15 protein-coding genes are annotated in these 15,753 nt (G+C 62.0%); 11 read left to right on the top strand and 4 right to left on the bottom strand.

Features of this window, described 5'->3' with window-relative positions; all coding sequences use genetic code 11:
- Positions 1–43: 43 nt before the first annotated feature.
- The 3 genes from FO014_RS08900 to panM are packed head-to-tail and all read right to left on the bottom strand — an operon-like array spanning position 44 to position 3,700.
- A complete protein-coding gene (locus FO014_RS08900) occupies positions 44–2,107 on the bottom strand; it encodes a hypothetical protein (protein WP_160029085.1) in 2,064 nt (687 codons plus the stop codon).
- Positions 2,094–3,311 (bottom strand): DUF3142 domain-containing protein, encoded by a 1,218-nt coding sequence (locus tag FO014_RS08895; RefSeq protein WP_160029083.1) that lies wholly within the window; start codon positions 3,309–3,311, stop codon positions 2,094–2,096. The genes FO014_RS08900 and FO014_RS08895 overlap by 14 nt, the downstream gene beginning before the upstream one ends.
- Positions 3,308–3,700: an aspartate 1-decarboxylase autocleavage activator PanM gene (gene panM / locus FO014_RS08890; protein WP_160029081.1), complete on the bottom strand. Its 393-nt coding sequence runs from the start codon at positions 3,698–3,700 to the stop codon at positions 3,308–3,310. The genes FO014_RS08895 and panM overlap by 4 nt, the downstream gene beginning before the upstream one ends.
- A 405-nt stretch (positions 3,701–4,105) precedes the next feature.
- Here panM and FO014_RS08885 point away from each other — a divergent pair, with 405 nt between their 5' ends.
- The 11 genes from FO014_RS08885 to ugpQ all read left to right on the top strand — a co-directional run bounded on the left by FO014_RS08885 (position 4,106) and on the right by ugpQ (position 15,416).
- Complete coding sequence (locus FO014_RS08885; protein ID WP_160029079.1) at positions 4,106–5,218, top strand: branched-chain amino acid ABC transporter substrate-binding protein; 1,113 nt, start codon at positions 4,106–4,108, stop codon at positions 5,216–5,218.
- A gap of 109 nt (positions 5,219–5,327) precedes the next feature.
- Positions 5,328–6,254 (top strand): high-affinity branched-chain amino acid ABC transporter permease LivH, encoded by a 927-nt coding sequence (livH, locus tag FO014_RS08880; protein ID WP_105229381.1) that lies wholly within the window; start codon positions 5,328–5,330, stop codon positions 6,252–6,254.
- The gene (locus tag FO014_RS08875) at positions 6,251–7,534 is read left to right on the top strand and encodes a high-affinity branched-chain amino acid ABC transporter permease LivM (protein ID WP_160029077.1); all 1,284 of its coding nucleotides are present in this window, start codon (positions 6,251–6,253) and stop codon (positions 7,532–7,534) included. Before livH ends, FO014_RS08875 begins: the two co-directional genes overlap by 4 nt.
- Positions 7,531–8,301 carry a high-affinity branched-chain amino acid ABC transporter ATP-binding protein LivG gene (gene livG / locus FO014_RS08870; protein ID WP_160029075.1) on the top strand — a complete coding sequence of 257 codons (771 nt, stop codon included), beginning with the start codon at positions 7,531–7,533 and terminating at the stop codon, positions 8,299–8,301. Before FO014_RS08875 ends, livG begins: the two co-directional genes overlap by 4 nt.
- Positions 8,302–8,306: 5 nt before the next feature.
- Positions 8,307–9,008 (top strand): high-affinity branched-chain amino acid ABC transporter ATP-binding protein LivF, encoded by a 702-nt coding sequence (livF, locus tag FO014_RS08865; RefSeq protein ID WP_105233184.1) that lies wholly within the window; start codon positions 8,307–8,309, stop codon positions 9,006–9,008.
- Between the two features lie 78 nt (positions 9,009–9,086).
- On the top strand, positions 9,087–10,274 hold the full coding sequence (locus FO014_RS08860; RefSeq protein WP_105229384.1) for an aminotransferase-like domain-containing protein: 1,188 nt from the start codon (positions 9,087–9,089) through the stop codon (positions 10,272–10,274).
- Between the two features lie 192 nt (positions 10,275–10,466).
- Entirely contained in the window at positions 10,467–11,780 is a 1,314-nt protein-coding gene (gene ugpB / locus FO014_RS08855) for a sn-glycerol-3-phosphate ABC transporter substrate-binding protein UgpB (protein WP_160029073.1), read from the top strand.
- 95 nt (positions 11,781–11,875) lie between these two features.
- Positions 11,876–12,763, top strand: coding sequence for a sn-glycerol-3-phosphate ABC transporter permease UgpA (gene ugpA / locus FO014_RS08850; protein WP_160029071.1), 888 nt, complete (start codon positions 11,876–11,878; stop codon positions 12,761–12,763).
- Entirely contained in the window at positions 12,760–13,605 is an 846-nt protein-coding gene (ugpE, locus tag FO014_RS08845) for a sn-glycerol-3-phosphate ABC transporter permease UgpE (RefSeq protein ID WP_160029069.1), read from the top strand. Before ugpA ends, ugpE begins: the two co-directional genes overlap by 4 nt.
- Positions 13,606–14,679 carry a sn-glycerol-3-phosphate import ATP-binding protein UgpC gene (locus FO014_RS08840; RefSeq protein ID WP_105229388.1) on the top strand — a complete coding sequence of 358 codons (1,074 nt, stop codon included), beginning with the start codon at positions 13,606–13,608 and terminating at the stop codon, positions 14,677–14,679.
- Entirely contained in the window at positions 14,679–15,416 is a 738-nt protein-coding gene (gene ugpQ, locus FO014_RS08835) for a glycerophosphodiester phosphodiesterase (RefSeq protein ID WP_160031383.1), read from the top strand. The genes FO014_RS08840 and ugpQ overlap by 1 nt, the downstream gene beginning before the upstream one ends.
- Before the next feature lies 1 nt (position 15,417).
- Here ugpQ and FO014_RS08830 read toward each other — a convergent pair whose 3' ends face one another.
- Entirely contained in the window at positions 15,418–15,741 is a 324-nt protein-coding gene (locus FO014_RS08830; RefSeq protein ID WP_160029067.1) for a hypothetical protein, read from the bottom strand.
- Positions 15,742–15,753: the final 12 nt, after the last annotated feature.

Below are 15,753 nucleotides of genomic sequence, written 5' to 3'. Positions count from 1 at the left end.
GGCAGAGCCGGGTTTTTTTATGCCTGTCGTCCGCCGCGGCGGTTCAGGACTCGGCGGTTAACGCATCGAAGTCCGGCGCCGGGCACTGATAGCCGAACTTATTTAGGGCGGCATCCGGCTTGCCGTTGGCGAGGTAGCGTTTATACAGCGCGCGGCCGGTTTTGGCATCGCGCTTGATCACCCAACTGGCGGCGTTGCACAGCACCGCGCCGTACGCCTGGCTTTTCGGCGGCAATAAGTCCGCAGCCTTCTGCGCCGCCGCAACCGCCTGCCAGCGGTAGTGCAGGAAGCGGTTGTCCTGCGGCGGCAATGCCTTGGCGGCGCGCGCGGCCTCTGCCGCGGTGATCCAGCTTTTGTGCGTCAACTCACGGGTGTCGAAGGCGTCGCCCAGGTAAGAGTACCCGGCGCCGTATATGCCGTAGTCCGGCGTCATTTCATAGCCGGTCAGCTCTAGCCCCTGTTCACGCAGCAGCGTTGCAGCCTGGTAGTAGGCCTGCGCTCGCGCCAGTTTGCTATTGCTGCCTTGCTGCGCAAGGCTGAACTGCTGCGCCAGCTGCTGGGCGGCGGCGCGATAATTTGGCACGGCGAAATAGTTCTGCGCTTCCTGATAGCGTCCGGCGCGCATCAGACGCCGGGCCAGCAGCTCGCGCAGATGGATATCAGGCGTCAGCACCTGGCTGTTATACACGTTCGGCTCCACCGGTTTGAGCGGCTGACTGGGCGGCGGCACCTGCTTATCGACAAACGCTTTCAGCTCGTCAACCGTCAGCACCCGCTCGGCCACGTCGGCGACATCCGCCCAATACAGCTCCTTACTGTGGTACAGCAGCGTCAGCGCCTGCAGATAATCGCCGCGGTTCAGCGCCAGAATCGCCTGTTCGCCGGCGATGCGGCAGTCCGGGATAATGGTTTCCTGCGCATAATTGTCCCCGCGCTGTTCGCCCCAGCTTTCATCCGCCGGGAAAGCGGCCGCCGCTTTGGCGTAGGCGGCAGTGGCGTCCTGCAGCTTGCCGTCGCGCAGCGCCATTTTGGCGCGCAGCCACCAGGCAAGGCCGGAGTCACCGGCATGGCGCAGCAGGCTGGCGGCGAGCGGGTAGTTACCGGAACGGTAGGCCAGCGCCGCCAGGCGGTCGCTACCGTTGAAGCCGCTTTTTGTCTCGGCGTCCAGCAGCGTCAGCAAACGTTGGGTAATCTGCTGCGAACGTGGGGGCGAACTGTCATTATCCTGTGCCTGCAGGTTGCCGCTGCGGGCGAACAGCTCGACGGTCACCAACTGCTGTACCAGCGGATCGGCCACGATCTTTTTCAGCTGTTCGAAGTGCTGCGGATCGACCAGATAGCTGGCGACATATTGCAGCGACCGCCCACCTTGCGCATCACCCTGCGCCGCCTGCTGCGCATAGAGGTGTACGGCGCGGCCGATATCACCCAGCCAGAAATGGATGCGCGCCTGCTGCCCGAGGCTGCTGAGCGCCAGTTGGTCCGGATCGTCGCTGCCGCTTTTCACGCGGTCGATAACCTGCTGAAAGGCGGCCAGCGCCTGACGCAGCTGCGCCGGGTCCGGACGAGGAGGCGTGGCGGAGGTATCGGCGTCTTCCGGTGTCCCGTAGTCGTTCATCAGCAGCCTGCCGAGGGAGTAGCGCGCGCGCAGCCCCCATGCTCCCTGCTCGCTATCCGGCAGGGCCAGCACCTGCTGAAAGTAGTCCGCAGCGCGCGGATCGCGGGCGGCAAAAGCGACGGCGCCCAGCGTGTACTGGCGTGCGGCGGCGGACAGTACCTGGCCGTTGACGGCGTCGGCTTCTTCCACGGTTTTGGCAGTGCGCATCTGTTTAATGGCGACGGTTTCCGGCGACAGCGGCATCGGTTTCATCGGGCCTGGCGGCGGCGGCGCCTGCCAGCGCGGCAGTTGCGGATCGACCGGCGTCAGGCGGCTGGTTTCAAAGGTGAAATTGCCTTCTGGCATCGACAGCAGCGTGCCGTTGCGGTCGAGCAGCAGACGGTTGGGAAAATCCGGGCCGCAGGCCTGCGTCAGCGGCGCGCCCAGCGTGGCGGCGATGGCGATGCTCAGCGTCAGCGGCCGGGCGGTGCGAAAATTAAGGTGTAACACGAATGCCTCCTGGCGTCAGATGTTGGCAGCGCAGCCAACCTAGCGGGCGTGATTGCCCGGCGCGCACCAACTCATCCCCGGTGCGGATAAAACGCAGCTGCGTGGCCGTTGCGTCCAGCCGGTAACGGCCAACCGCGTCGGCGGCCAGACAGTCGCCAGCCGCCAGCGTAACCGCCGTGGGCAGCGGCGCATCGGCCGGGCCGTCATTGGCAATTATCAGATCATACAGGCCGTTTTGCTGCGGCTGCGGGCGCATTTTTACCTGCCAGCGGCTGTGTAAAGGCTGCTGGCGGATAACCCTGCGCAGGGTATTCATCGACCAGGCGCGGCGGTCGCCGGCCAGCGGCAGGCGAAACCAGACCACGCCCTGCAGATGCGGCTGCGGATGTGCAGACAGCCGCTGCAGAAAGTCGGCGATGTGCTGCGGCGCGACCGTCAGCTCGCGCAGGCTGCCCGCCACGCGCAGTGAGGCCTCGCTCTCCACCTGCGCGCCCTGCGCATCAACGCCGACCAGCCCCATGCCGTAGGCCGGCAGAGCAATGCGGAAGGGCTTATCGGTCACCTGGGCGTAACGCTGCGTCCAGCGCAGCGCCAGCCGGCTGTCGAACAGCCCCTGCTGCGGGGAGAGTACGGCGTGTAATTGCAACACCGAGCTGTCAACCTGCCGCAGCAGGGCCGGCAGCTGCGGCGAGTCGAGCCAGGCCGGCAGTGCGGTGATGCTCAGCTGTACGTCCGCCGGCAGCTGCCGGCGCAGGCGCCGGAGCGCATCGTGGTACTGCGGCAGGCGGGCGGTGGCGGCGTCGTGATCGATCTCGATACCGACCACGGGCAGCCCGGCGGCGCGGTATTGTTGCACTAGCTGCAGCAGCCGGGAATATAACCGCTCCTCATCCCAGCGCGGCTGCGAACCGTCCAGACGCGCCACCAGCCACAGCGGGCGGCCGTCCTGCTTCAGCAGCGCGGTATCGACCGGCATCACCCGCAGCCCTTCGCGCGGATGCAGTTGCAGAGCGAGAATACGTAAGCTGGAAAACAGATCGCGGCTGGCGGCCAGCGCCGGGGCGTGCTGCGCGCTCCAGACCCGTTGCCACAGATAAACCTGCTGATCCCAGACCGGCGGCGCCGACAGCGCCTGATGGCGCCCGGCTAACCAGGCGCCGAAAGCCAGCAGAACCAGCAACAGCGCAGCCGCCCAGCGTTTCATTTTTGCCAGATTTCGCCGTGCACGCTGAAGCCGCAGGCGCGCATAAAGTTTTCCACCTCACCGCGTTCACGGGCGGCAAGATCGGCGGTAGAGAGCTGCCAATGGGCAGCCTGCGGCAGCTGGCGTTGCATATCCTGCACCAGATAGAGGCCGACGCCGCGACGGCGGGTGACTTCACGCACCAGTAGGTCGTGCAGCTGCGCGGTGTCGCCATCCAGCGAGACCTTTACCGCGCCTAATAGGCGTTCGTTAAAGCGCGCGCCAAACAGCGCCCGTTCGCCGGTTAACCAGGATTGCCACTGCCCCGGCGTCTGATGCGGCCAGATTTTTCCAAGATCGATCAGGTCCTGTGCGGACAGCGTGGTTAACCGTTCGATAGTGAGTTTCATGTAACCTTTCCGGGCAAATTAGCGATGGCGTCAGTGTAATAGATCTTGCTGGTCACGATGTGTAACTTTTTCTGTACGACGGATTCGCAGAATGTTTTTCCGCGCGGTGATTTTCCGAGTAAAAAATTAGTAAACAGTTTGTTAGCCAGTGTAACGCGCTGCATAAAGGAGAAAATAGTTCAGATTTCATCCATACTTTATCCTGTTTACGTCGCTTGTTTCTGGATGGTCAAGTTGATTTGCAGAAGAAAACTCCTGTTTAATGGCATGAAAAATAAGGTCTTATAAGAAAATATTGCCGTTTAAATGCCTAAGTCATTATTACTTATGAATAAAGCGCTGATGCGTCGGCATGGCAAACACAATGGACAGCTTCACACACAACAACAGACGGGGATGATGCGGATGAAAGTAACCAAGGGTAAGGCATGGTTGGCCGGCTGCATCGCCATGGCGATGAGCCACGGCGCGCTGGCGGAAGAGATTAAAGTGGCCGTCGTCGGGGCGATGTCCGGTCCGGTGGCGCAATACGGCGATATGGAATTTACCGGCGCGCGTCAGGCGATCGCCGATATCAACGCCAAGGGCGGCATCAAGGGTGACAAACTGGTGGCGGTCGAATATGACGACGCCTGCGATCCGAAGCAGGCGGTGGCGGTGGCCAACAAAGTGATCAACGACGGCATTCGCTATGTGATCGGCCACCTGTGTTCGTCATCCACCCAGCCGGCGTCGGATATCTACGAAGATGAAGGGGTGATCATGATTACCCCGGCGGCCACCAATGCCGATCTGACGACCCGCGGTTACCAGATGATCATGCGCACCACCGGGCTGGATTCCGATCAGGGCCCGACCGCCGCCAAATACATCATGGAAACCCTGAAGCCGCAGCGCATCGCCGTGGTGCACGATAAGCAGCAGTACGGCGAAGGCCTGGCGCGCGCGGTGCGCGACAGCCTGCAGAAAGCGGGGGTAAAACCGGTCATGTTTGAAGGGATCACCGCCGGTGACAAGGACTTCTCCACGCTGGTCGCCCGCTTGAAAAAAGAGAGCGTGGACTTTGTCTACTTCGGCGGCTATTACCCGGAAATGGGGCAGATTCTGCGCCAGGCCAAACAGGCCGGGCTGAAGACCCGTTTTATGGGGCCGGAAGGGGTGGGCAACTCCTCGCTGTCGAATATCGCCGGCGCGGCGTCGGAAGGCATGCTGGTAACGCTGCCGAAGCGTTACGATCAGGTGCCGGCCAACAAAGCGGTTGTCGATGCGTTGAAGGCCAAGAAACAGGATCCTACCGGTCCTTTCGTCTGGACCACCTATGCGGCGCTGCAGGCGCTGACGACCGGCATGGAGCGCAGCGGCAGCCAGGAGCCGGAGGATATCGTCAAGGATCTGAAGGCCAAGCCGGTGGATACCGTGATGGGGCCGCTGAGCTGGGATGACAAGGGCGACCTGAAAGGCTTCGAGTTCGGCGTCTTCGAATGGCACGCCGACGGCACCTCGACGCCGGTGAAGTAACCGACCTTTCGTCTTTCACGTTGCAGTCTTGCCGGGGGAAGGCGCATCCCGGCGGGCGTGGGCGCGGCATGCCGCGCCCTGCACTCAACGCGCAGCCGAGGGTCCGCGTATGTCTGAGCAGTTTCTCTACTTTCTGCAGCAAATGTTCAACGGGGTGACGCTGGGCAGCACCTATGCCCTGATCGCCATCGGTTACACCATGGTGTACGGCATTATCGGCATGATTAACTTCGCCCACGGCGAAGTGTATATGATCGGCAGCTATGTCTCGTTTATCGTCATCGCCGCGTTGATGATGTTCGGCATCGACGCCGGTTGGCTGCTGATCGGCGCGGCGTTTTTGGTGTCGATCGTGATCGCCAGCGCGTACGGCTGGAGCATTGAACGGGTGGCCTATAAGCCGGTGCGTTACTCCAAACGGCTGATCGCGCTGATCTCCGCTATCGGCATGTCGATCTTCCTGCAAAACTACGTCAGCCTGACGCAGGGCTCGCGCGATCTGGCGTTGCCGAGCCTGGTGACCGGCCGCTGGGTGCTGGGGGAAAGTAACGGCTTCGCCGCCACCGTCAGCACCATGCAGCTCACCATCTGGGTGGTCACCTTCCTGGCGATGCTGGCGCTGACGCTGTTTATCCGCTATTCACGCATGGGGCGTGCCTGTCGTGCCTGTGCGGAAGATTTAAAAATGGCCAGCCTGCTGGGCATCAACACCGATCGGGTGATCTCGCTGACCTTTGTGATCGGCGCGGTGATGGCGGCGGTGGCCGGCGTGTTGCTGGGGCAGTTCTATGGCGTGATTAACCCGTATATCGGCTTTATGGCCGGGATGAAGGCCTTTACCGCCGCCGTGTTGGGCGGCATCGGCAGCATTCCGGGGGCGATGATCGGCGGTCTGGTGCTGGGGGTGGCTGAAGCGCTGACCTCGGCCTACCTGAGCGCCGAATATAAAGACGTGGTGTCATTCGCCCTGCTGATCGTGGTGCTGTTGGTGATGCCGACCGGGATTCTGGGCCGTCCGGAGGTTGAGAAGGTATGAAACTCAATCTGCTTAATGCCCTGCTCGCCGCGGCGGTGCTGTTTGTGATGGCGGCCTTTCTGATGGGCATGCAGCTGGGCCTGGACGGCACCAAACTGGTGGTGCGCGGCGCGGCAGAAGTGCGCTGGATGTGGATTGGCATCGGCTGCGCGGTGGTGTTTGTTTTTCAACTGCTGCGCCCGCTGTTGCAGCAGGGGCTGAGTAAAGTGAACGGCCCTGCCTGGGTATTGCCGAGCTTTGACGGCAGCACGGCGCGACAAAAGCTGCTGGCCGCGCTGCTGATCGTCGCTGCCGTCGCCTGGCCGTTTCTGGTGTCGCGCGGGACGGTGGATATCGCCACCCTGACGCTGATCTACGTCATGCTGGGGCTGGGGCTGAACGTGGTGGTGGGGCTGTCCGGCCTGCTGGTACTGGGCTACGGCGGCTTTTATGCCATCGGCGCCTACACCTATGCGCTGCTCAACCACTATTACGGCTTTGGTTTCTGGGAGAGCCTGCCGCTGGCGGGGATGGTGACCGCGGCGTTCGGCTTTCTGCTGGGGTTCCCGGTTCTGCGGCTGCGCGGCGACTATCTGGCGATCGTCACGCTCGGCTTCGGGGAGATCGTGCGCATTCTGCTGCTGAACAATACCGAGATCACCGGCGGGCCGAACGGCATCAGCCAGATCCCGAAGCCGACCCTGTTCGGGCTGGAGTTCAGCCGCAGCGCGCGCGACGGCGGCTGGGATACCTTCCATAACTTCTTTGATCTGAAATATGACCCCAGCGACCGCATTATTTTCCTCTATCTGGTGGCGCTGCTGCTGGTGGTTCTGACGCTGTTTGTGATTAACCGTCTGCTGCGCATGCCGCTGGGGCGCGCCTGGGAGGCGCTGCGCGAGGATGAGATCGCCTGCCGCTCACTGGGGTTAAGCCCGACCAAAATCAAGCTGACGGCATTTACCATCAGCGCCGCCTTCGCCGGTTTTGCCGGCACGTTGTTCGCCGCGCGTCAGGGTTTTGTCAGCCCGGAGTCTTTTACCTTCGTCGAATCGGCGTTTGTGCTGGCGATCGTGGTGCTGGGTGGTATGGGTTCGCAGTTTGCGGTGATCCTGGCGGCGGTTCTGCTGGTGGTGTCACGGGAGATGATGCGTGATTTAAATGAGTACAGCATGCTGCTGCTGGGGGCGCTGATGGTGCTGATGATGATCTGGCGGCCGCAGGGGCTGCTGCCGATGAAGCGTCCGCAGATGAAGCTGAAAGCGGCGGATATTCAGGCGGCGAAGGAGGAGCAGCCATGAGCGCGCAACCTTTGCTGACGGTCGAAGGACTGTCGATGCGTTTTGGCGGACTGCTGGCGGTGAATAACGTCGGCCTGACGCTCAATCAGGGAGAGATTGTCTCGCTGATTGGCCCGAACGGCGCGGGCAAAACCACCATCTTTAACTGCCTGACCGGCTTTTACCGCCCGACCAGCGGCACGGTTCGTCTGCGTGAGCGCCAGCTGGCGGGGCTGTCCGGCCAGGCGATCGCCCGGCTGGGCGTGGTGCGCACCTTTCAGCACGTGCGCCTGTTCCGCGAAATGACGGTGGTGGAAAACCTGCTGGTGGCGCAGCACCAGCATTTACGCAGCGGGGTGTTCGCCGGACTGCTGAAAACGCCGGCCTTTCGCCGCGCCGAAGCCGACGCGCGCGAGCGGGCGGCGGTGTGGCTGGAGCGCGTCGGCCTGCTGGAGATGGCCAACCGCTCGGCGGGCAATCTGGCCTACGGCCAGCAGCGGCGGCTGGAGATCGCCCGCTGCATGGTGACGCGCCCTGAACTGCTGATGCTGGATGAACCGGCGGCGGGGCTGAACCCGAAGGAGACCGCCGAGCTGGATCGGCTGATTGTCGAACTGCGCAGTCAGCATCAGGTCTCGGTGCTGCTGATTGAGCATGATATGAAGTTGGTGATGGGGATTTCCGACCGGATCTATGTGGTGAATCAGGGCGCGCCGTTGGCGCAGGGGACACCGGAGCAAATTCGCCATAACCCGGATGTGATCCGGGCATATCTGGGGGAAGCGTAATCATGATGCTGTCGTTTAATCAGGTTTCCGCCCATTACGGAAAAATTCAGGCGCTGCATCAGGTCAGCCTGACCATCCGCCAGGGGGAGATTGTCACGCTGATCGGCGCCAACGGCGCCGGCAAAACCACCTTACTGGGCACGCTGTGCGGCGAACCGCGCGCCAGCGAGGGAACGGTCACGCTGCTGGATCAGGACATCACCCGCTGGCCGACCTCGCGGATTATGCGCGAAGCGGTGGCGATCGTGCCGGAAGGACGGCGGGTGTTTGCACGCATGACGGTGGAAGAGAATCTGGCAATGGGCGGCTTCTTCGCCGCACGTCCGCAGTATCAGCAGCGGCTGGAGCGGGTGTTCCAGCTGTTCCCGCGGCTGCGGGAGCGCCGCGGGCAGCGCGCCGGCACCATGTCCGGCGGCGAGCAACAGATGCTGGCTATCGGCCGGGCGCTGATGAGTCAGCCGAAACTGCTGCTGTTGGATGAACCGTCGCTCGGTCTGGCGCCGATCGTTATCCAGCAGATTTTCGACACCATTGAACAGCTGCGCGCGGAGGGGATGACCATCTTCCTGGTGGAGCAGAACGCCAATCAGGCGCTAAAGCTGGCGGATCGCGGTTATGTACTGGAAAACGGCCGCGTGGTGTTGGAAGATACGGGAGCTGCATTGTTAGCAAACGAAGCAGTTCGCTCCGCCTATCTGGGGGGCTGACCCCGGTGATTGCCCGGGGCGTCGGGGCGCCTGTCGCGCGCCCCTTTTCTTACCGATTACGAGATAAAAAGATAAATCATGAACGCTGAAGGACTTCTCGCCCAACGTATTATCAATGTTAAAAGCTCTGCCATTCGTGAATTACTCAAACAAAGCAAAATGCCGGGCGTCATCTCACTGGCGGGCGGCATTCCTTCCGATGCGCTGTTCGACTTCGAGGGGTTGAGCATCGCCACCCGGCAGGCGATCGATGAACAGCCGAAAAGCGCGTTCCAGTATGGCCTGACGGAGGGCAGCCCGCTGCTGCGCGAACGAATCTGCACGCTGTGTGCCGAACGTGGGGTGCAGGCGCGGCCGGAAGATGTGATGGTCACCGCCGGCTCGCAGCAGGCGCTGGATCTGGTGATGCGCACCGTGGTGAACCCGGGTGACGTGTTCGTGGTGGAAAGCCCGACCTATCTGGCGGCGCTGCAGACGCTGGAGCTGGCGGAAGCCACGGTGATGTCGGTCTCCTCCGACAGCGACGGCATGGTGGTGGACGAACTGGCCGAGCTGCTGAAAACGCAGCGCATCAAAGGGGTATACGTGGTGCCGACTTTCGGCAACCCGAGCGGCCTGACGCTGAGCGCCGCGCGCCGTGAACAGCTGGTCCGGCTGGCGGCGGAGCATAACTTCCTGATTATTGAAGATGACCCCTACGGCGAACTGCGCTTTACCGAAGAGCGCAACGCCACGCTGTATCAGGTGGCGCAACGGCTGCTGGGGCATACCGATAACGTGATTTACACCTCAACCTTCTCGAAAATCCTGGCGCCGGGCCTGCGTCTGGGCTGGGCGATCCTGCCGCCGCTGCTGCTGCAGAAGGTGGCGATTATCAAGCAGGCAGCGGATCTGCACGCCAGTGCGCTGTCGCAGAGCATCGTCGAATGTTATCTGGGCCTCGGCCGCCTGCCGGCACAGATCGACACCATCCGTCGTGCTTACCAGCAAAAAGGCGAGCTCCTGGCCGAACTGGTGCGCAGTGAACTGGGCGAGGTTATCGACTTCGATATGCCGAAAGGCGGCATGTTCCTGTGGGCGCGTTTCCGTCAGCCGTTCAACGCCACCGAATGGCTGAACGCGACGCTGGCCAACGGTGTGGTGTTTGTGCCGGGGGAATATTTCTTCGCCAACCGTCCGGATCGTTCTACGTTCCGTCTGTCGTTCGCCACCGCCAGCGAACAGGAGATGCAGGAAGCGGTGGCGCGTCTGCGCCGTTCGCTGTAACCCTGCCTGGCGGTGCGCATAATGCGCGCCGCCGACATGACATTAAAACGCCATCTGCACTTAACCCTGCTGTCATCCCGCCGTCACCCAATCATTATTATTTTGTCATCTGCGCATGACATGTTTGCTGCCGAACAATAATCAATTCCCTTTGCGCTCAGGCGCTTTTACACCAGTTTTCAGGAGCAAGGCATGATCACCATGAAAAAAGCGGCGCTGTGCGTGGCGCTGACGCTGGCGGCCGGCGCGCAGGCGCGGGCGGCGACCGAAATTCCGTTCTGGCACTCGATGGAAGGGCAGCTTGGTAAAGAAGTGGATTCGTTGGCCGAGCGTTTTAACCAGACGCACAGCGACGTCAAGATCGTGCCGGTTTACAAAGGTAACTACGAACAGAGCCTGGCGGCGGGCATTGCCGCCTACCGTTCCGGCAAGGCGCCGGCGATCCTGCAGGTGTATGAGGTGGGCACCGCCACCATGATGGCGAGCAAGGCGATTAAGCCGGTGTATCAGGTATTTAAAGAGGCGGATATCAGCGTTGATGAGTCGGCGTTCGTGCCGACGGTAGCCGGTTACTACACCGACAGCCAGAGCGGTCATCTGCTGTCGCAGCCGTTCAACAGCTCCACCCCGGTGCTGTACTACAACAAGGATGCGTTTAAACAGGCGGGACTGGATCCGCAGCAGCCGCCGAAAACCTGGCAGCAGCTGGCGGAATACAGCAGCAAGCTGCGCGCGGCCGGCATGAAGTGCGGCTACGCCAGCGGCTGGCAGGGCTGGATCCAGCTGGAAAACTTCAGCGCCTGGCACGGCGTGCCGTTCGCCAGTGAGAACAACGGTTTTGGCGGCGTCAGCGCCAAACTGCTGTTCAACCAGCCGCTGCAGGTCAAACATATCCAGCTGCTGGAAGCGATGAACAAGAAGGGGGATTTCACCTACTTCGGCCGTAAAGATGAATCCACCGAGAAGTTCTACGGCGGCGACTGCGCCATTACCACCGCTTCCTCCGGTTCGTTGGCGGATATCAAGCACTACGCCAAATTTAATTATGGCGTCGGCATGATGCCGTATGACGCCGACAGCAAAAATGCGCCGCAAAACGCCATTATCGGCGGCGCCAGTCTGTGGGTGATGAACGGCAAAGACGCCGCCACCTATAAAGGCGTGGCCGAATTCCTGCAGTATCTGGCACAGCCGGCGATCGCCGCCGAATGGCACCAGAAAACCGGCTATCTGCCGATCACCACCGCAGCCTACGAACTGACCAGGCAGCAAGGGTTTTATGACAAAAACCCGGGCGCCGATGTGGCGACGCGTCAGATGCTGAACAAGCCGCCGTTGCCGTTCACCAAAGGCCTGCGTCTGGGCAATATGCTGCAGATCCGCAGCGTGGTGGATGAGGAGCTGGAAAGCGTGTGGACCGGTAAGAAAACGCCGCAGCAGGCGTTAGACGCCGCGGTGCAGCGCGGCGATGCGCAGCTGCGCCGGTTTGAGGCGTCTACCCGCTAATACGCAAATGACGGGCGCCGCCGCTGCGCCCGCGTCCGGCGTGTGCGCTGACGCACGCCGGGCCCGTTCCTGCTGCTGATAAATGGGTTAATCCTATGTCTTCTTCCCGTACCGGTTTCGGCTGCAGCTGGCTGCCCTATGCGTTGGTGTTGCCGCAGTTGCTGATTACCGCGATATTTTTCCTGTGGCCCGCCGGTGAGGCGCTGTGGTACTCGGTGCAGAGCCTCGATCCGTTCGGCCTCTCCAGCCGGTTCGTCGGGCTGGAGAACTTTAGCCAGCTGTTCCAGGACCCGTATTACCTGGACTCGTTCTATACCACGCTGATTTTCAGCGGACTGGTGGCCGGCATCGGTCTGGCGCTGTCGCTGTTTTTCGCCGCGCTGGTCGATCACGTGGTGCGCGGCAGCCGTCTCTACCAGACGCTGATCATCCTGCCCTATGCGGTGGCGCCGGCGGTAGCGGCGGTGCTGTGGATTTTTCTGTTCAACCCCGGCCTGGGGCTGATCACCCATCTGCTCAGCGCGCTGGGCTACGACTGGAACCACGCGCAGAACAGCGGCCAGGCGATGTTCCTGGTGGTGCTGGCGTCGGTGTGGAAGCAGATCAGCTATAACTTCCTGTTCTTCCTGGCGGCGCTGCAGTCGATTCCCCGTTCGCTGGTGGAAGCGGCGGCGATCGACGGCGCCGGCCCGGTGCGGCGCTTTTTCCATCTGGTGCTGCCGCTGATCTCGCCGGTCAGCTTCTTCCTGCTGGTGGTGAATCTGGTTTATGCCTTTTTCGACACCTTCCCGGTGATTGACGCCGCCACCAGCGGCGGGCCGGTGCAGTCGACCACCACGCTGATCTACAAAATCTACCGCGAAGGCTTCGCCGGTCTGGATCTGTCCAGCTCCGCCGCCCAGTCGGTGGTGCTGATGCTGCTGGTGATCGGCCTGACGGTGATCCAGTTCCGCTTTGTTGAGCGTAAGGTGCGTTACCAATGATTGAGAACCGACGCGGGCTGGATATTTTCTGCCATGTGATGCTGATTATCGGCGTGCTGCTGATCCTGTTTCCGCTGTATGTGGCGTTTGTCGCCGCCACGCTGGACGACCGGCAGGTGTTCCAGGTGCCGATGAGTCTGATCCCCGGCGATCATTTGTGGGAGAACGTCAGCCGCATCTGGCGGGACGGGATCGGTAATGTTAAAGCGCCGTTCGGGCTGCTGCTGCTCAATAGCCTGGTGATGGCGCTGGCGATCACCATTGGCAAAATCTCGGTCTCGATGCTGTCGGCCTATGCGATCGTCTATTTCCGCTTCCCGCTGCGCAGCCTGTTTTTCTGGCTGATCTTTCTGACGCTGATGCTGCCGGTGGAGGTGCGTATTTTTCCCACGGTGCAGGTGATCGCCGATCTTAACCTGCTGGACAGCTATACCGGCCTGACGCTGCCGCTGATGGCGTCGGCCACCGCCACCTTCCTGTTCCGCCAGTTCTTTATGACGCTGCCGGATGAACTGCTGGAGGCGGCGCGCATCGACGGCGCCGGGCCGCTGCGCTTTTTCTGGGATATCGTGCTGCCGCTGTCGAAAACCAACCTGGCAGCGCTGTTCGTGATCACCTTTATCTACGGCTGGAATCAGTATCTGTGGCCGTTGCTGATCGTCAGCGATGCCGATATGGGTACCGCGGTGGCGGGGATCAAAAGCATGATCTCCACCTCCGGCGCGCCGACGCAGTGGAATCAGGTGATGGCGGCGATGATTCTGACCTTAATTCCACCGGTGGCGGTGGTTCTTCTGATGCAGCGCTGGTTTGTGCGCGGTCTGGTAGATAGTGAGAAATAAATGGCAGGTTTAAAACTACAGGCAGTCACCAAGTCTTATGACGGCAAAAATACCGTCATCCAGCCGTTCGATCTGGACGTCGCCGACGGCGAGTTCATTGTGCTGGTGGGGCCGTCGGGCTGCGGCAAATCGACGCTGCTGCGCATGGTGGCCGGGCTGGAGCGTATCTCCAGCGGCGATATTTACATTGACCATCAGCGGGTCAGCGAGCTGGAGCCGAAAGATCGCGGCATCGCCATGGTGTTCCAGAACTATGCGCTGTATCCGCACATGAGCGTGTACGACAATATGGCCTACGGGCTGAAAATCCGCGGCTTCGGTAAACAGCATATTCAGCAGCGGGTGAACGATGCGGCGCGTATTCTGGAGCTGGGGCCGTTGCTGCAGCGCAAACCGCGTGAGCTGTCCGGCGGGCAGCGCCAGCGGGTGGCGATGGGGCGCGCCATCGTACGCGAGCCGGCGGTGTTTCTGTTTGATGAGCCGCTGTCCAATCTGGACGCCAAACTGCGGGTTCAGATGCGTCTGGAGCTGCAGCAGCTGCACCGGAGGCTAAAAACCACCAGTTTGTATGTAACCCACGATCAGGTGGAGGCGATGACGCTGGCGCAGCGGGTGATCGTGATGAATAAAGGCGTGGCGGAGCAGATCGGCACGCCGACGCAGGTGTATCAGCGTCCGGCGTCGCTGTTTGTCGCCAGCTTTATCGGTTCGCCGGCGATGAATCTGTTGCCCGGCGTTATCAGCGTTGACGGCGGCAGCCTGCAGCTGGAGGACGGCTTCAGCCTGCCATTGCCGCAGGCGCGCCCCGCGTGGAGCGGCCGCCGGTTGACGCTGGGGATTCGGCCGGAACATATCGTGCTGGCGCAGGATGCACGCGGCGCGATTCCGCTGACCCTGCAGACGCTGGAGCTGCTGGGGGCCGATAATCTGGCTCACGGGCAGTGGGGCGGCGCGGGGATAATCGTGCGTCTGGCGCATCAGCACTTGCCGACGCCGGGCAGCACGTTATATTTACAGCTGCCAGCGCAGGCGCTGCACTTTTTTGATACTCAAAGCGGATTACGGATGGAATGATGACCCAAGCCTGGCCTTATCCTCATATCGTCGCCCATCGCGGCGGCGGCTCTTTGGCGCCGGAAAATACTCTGGCGGCGATCGACGTCGGCGCACGCCACGGTCATACAATGATTGAGTTCGACGCCAAGCTGGCGCAGGACGGACAGATCTTCCTGCTGCACGACGACACGCTGGACAGAACCAGCAACGGCTGGGGCGTGGCCGGCGAGCTGTCGTGGGACAAGCTCGCGCAGCTGGATGCCGGCAATTGGTACAGCGCGGCGTTTAAGGGGGAGCGATTGCCGCTGCTGGCCGAGGTGGCGCAGCGTTGCCGGCAGCACGGCATGATGGCCAACATTGAAATTAAACCCACCCGCGGCGCGGACGAGGAAACCGGCCGGGCGGTGGCGCAGGCGGCGCGCCTGCTGTGGCAGGGGCAGACCGATCCGCTGCTCTCTTCTTTCTCCGTGGGAGCGTTGGCGGCGGCGCAGGCGGCGGTGCCGGAGCTGCCGCGCGGCCTGCTGCTGGAACGCTGGCGGGATGACTGGCGTGCGCTGACCGAGCAACTGGGCTGCGTGTCGCTGCATATTGCGCATCAGGCATTGACCGCCGAGCGGGTGCAGGCGCTGAAGCAGGCCGGCCTGCGGATTCTGGCGTATACCGTCAACCGCCCAGAGCGGGCGCGACAGCTGTTGGATTGGGGTGTGGATTGCATCTGCACCGATCGCATCGATCTGATCGGCGCAGATTTTTAACTTAACGCGCGCCGGCCGGCCGCGGCGCGACGGGCACCGCCGGCGTGGTGCGATCGAACGGGTTGCGGGGCTGATTGCCGTTGGGCAGCGTTTGGCTGCCGTTCGGCGTCATTTGCCGCAAGCGCTGCTGATTGTTGTCAAATTGCCGCTGCTGCTGCAGGCGACGCTGATCCCGCTGCTGATTGTTCAGCATACGTTGCTGCTGCTGTTGCTGCGTGCGCTGATTGAGAAACTGCTGCTGCCCGCTCAGCGTCGTGACGCCGTTTTCCGCCGCCGCCCACCAGGGCAACAACAGCAAGGAGATAATAATGGGCCGGTATTTCATACGCACCTTCCT

This window comes from Serratia rhizosphaerae, from assembly GCF_009817885.1.
GTDB classification, from domain to species: Bacteria; Pseudomonadota; Gammaproteobacteria; order Enterobacterales; family Enterobacteriaceae; genus Serratia_B; species Serratia_B rhizosphaerae.
The sequence above is the reverse complement of the archived record's forward strand: the minus strand, read 5'-3'. Positions and strand labels throughout refer to the sequence as shown.

What these genes read in the sequence shown, in the direction of transcription:
- FO014_RS08860 (WP_105229384.1), top strand. Translation starts at nt 9,087, where the DNA reads ATGAACGCTGAAGGACTTCTCGCCCAACGTATTATCAATGTTAAAAGC.
- ugpA (WP_160029071.1), top strand. Translation starts at nt 11,876, where the DNA reads ATGTCTTCTTCCCGTACCGGTTTCGGCTGCAGCTGGCTGCCCTATGCG.
- ugpE (WP_160029069.1), top strand. Translation starts at nt 12,760, where the DNA reads ATGATTGAGAACCGACGCGGGCTGGATATTTTCTGCCATGTGATGCTG.
- panM (WP_160029081.1), bottom strand. Translation starts at nt 3,700, where the DNA reads ATGAAACTCACTATCGAACGGTTAACCACGCTGTCCGCACAGGACCTG.
- FO014_RS08830 (WP_160029067.1), bottom strand. Translation starts at nt 15,741, where the DNA reads ATGAAATACCGGCCCATTATTATCTCCTTGCTGTTGTTGCCCTGGTGG.
- ugpB (WP_160029073.1), top strand. Translation starts at nt 10,467, where the DNA reads ATGATCACCATGAAAAAAGCGGCGCTGTGCGTGGCGCTGACGCTGGCG.
- livG (WP_160029075.1), top strand. Translation starts at nt 7,531, where the DNA reads ATGAGCGCGCAACCTTTGCTGACGGTCGAAGGACTGTCGATGCGTTTT.
- livH (WP_105229381.1), top strand. Translation starts at nt 5,328, where the DNA reads ATGTCTGAGCAGTTTCTCTACTTTCTGCAGCAAATGTTCAACGGGGTG.
- FO014_RS08885 (WP_160029079.1), top strand. Translation starts at nt 4,106, where the DNA reads ATGAAAGTAACCAAGGGTAAGGCATGGTTGGCCGGCTGCATCGCCATG.
- livF (WP_105233184.1), top strand. Translation starts at nt 8,307, where the DNA reads ATGCTGTCGTTTAATCAGGTTTCCGCCCATTACGGAAAAATTCAGGCG.
- FO014_RS08895 (WP_160029083.1), bottom strand. Translation starts at nt 3,311, where the DNA reads ATGAAACGCTGGGCGGCTGCGCTGTTGCTGGTTCTGCTGGCTTTCGGC.
- FO014_RS08875 (WP_160029077.1), top strand. Translation starts at nt 6,251, where the DNA reads ATGAAACTCAATCTGCTTAATGCCCTGCTCGCCGCGGCGGTGCTGTTT.
- ugpQ (WP_160031383.1), top strand. Translation starts at nt 14,679, where the DNA reads ATGACCCAAGCCTGGCCTTATCCTCATATCGTCGCCCATCGCGGCGGC.
- FO014_RS08840 (WP_105229388.1), top strand. Translation starts at nt 13,606, where the DNA reads ATGGCAGGTTTAAAACTACAGGCAGTCACCAAGTCTTATGACGGCAAA.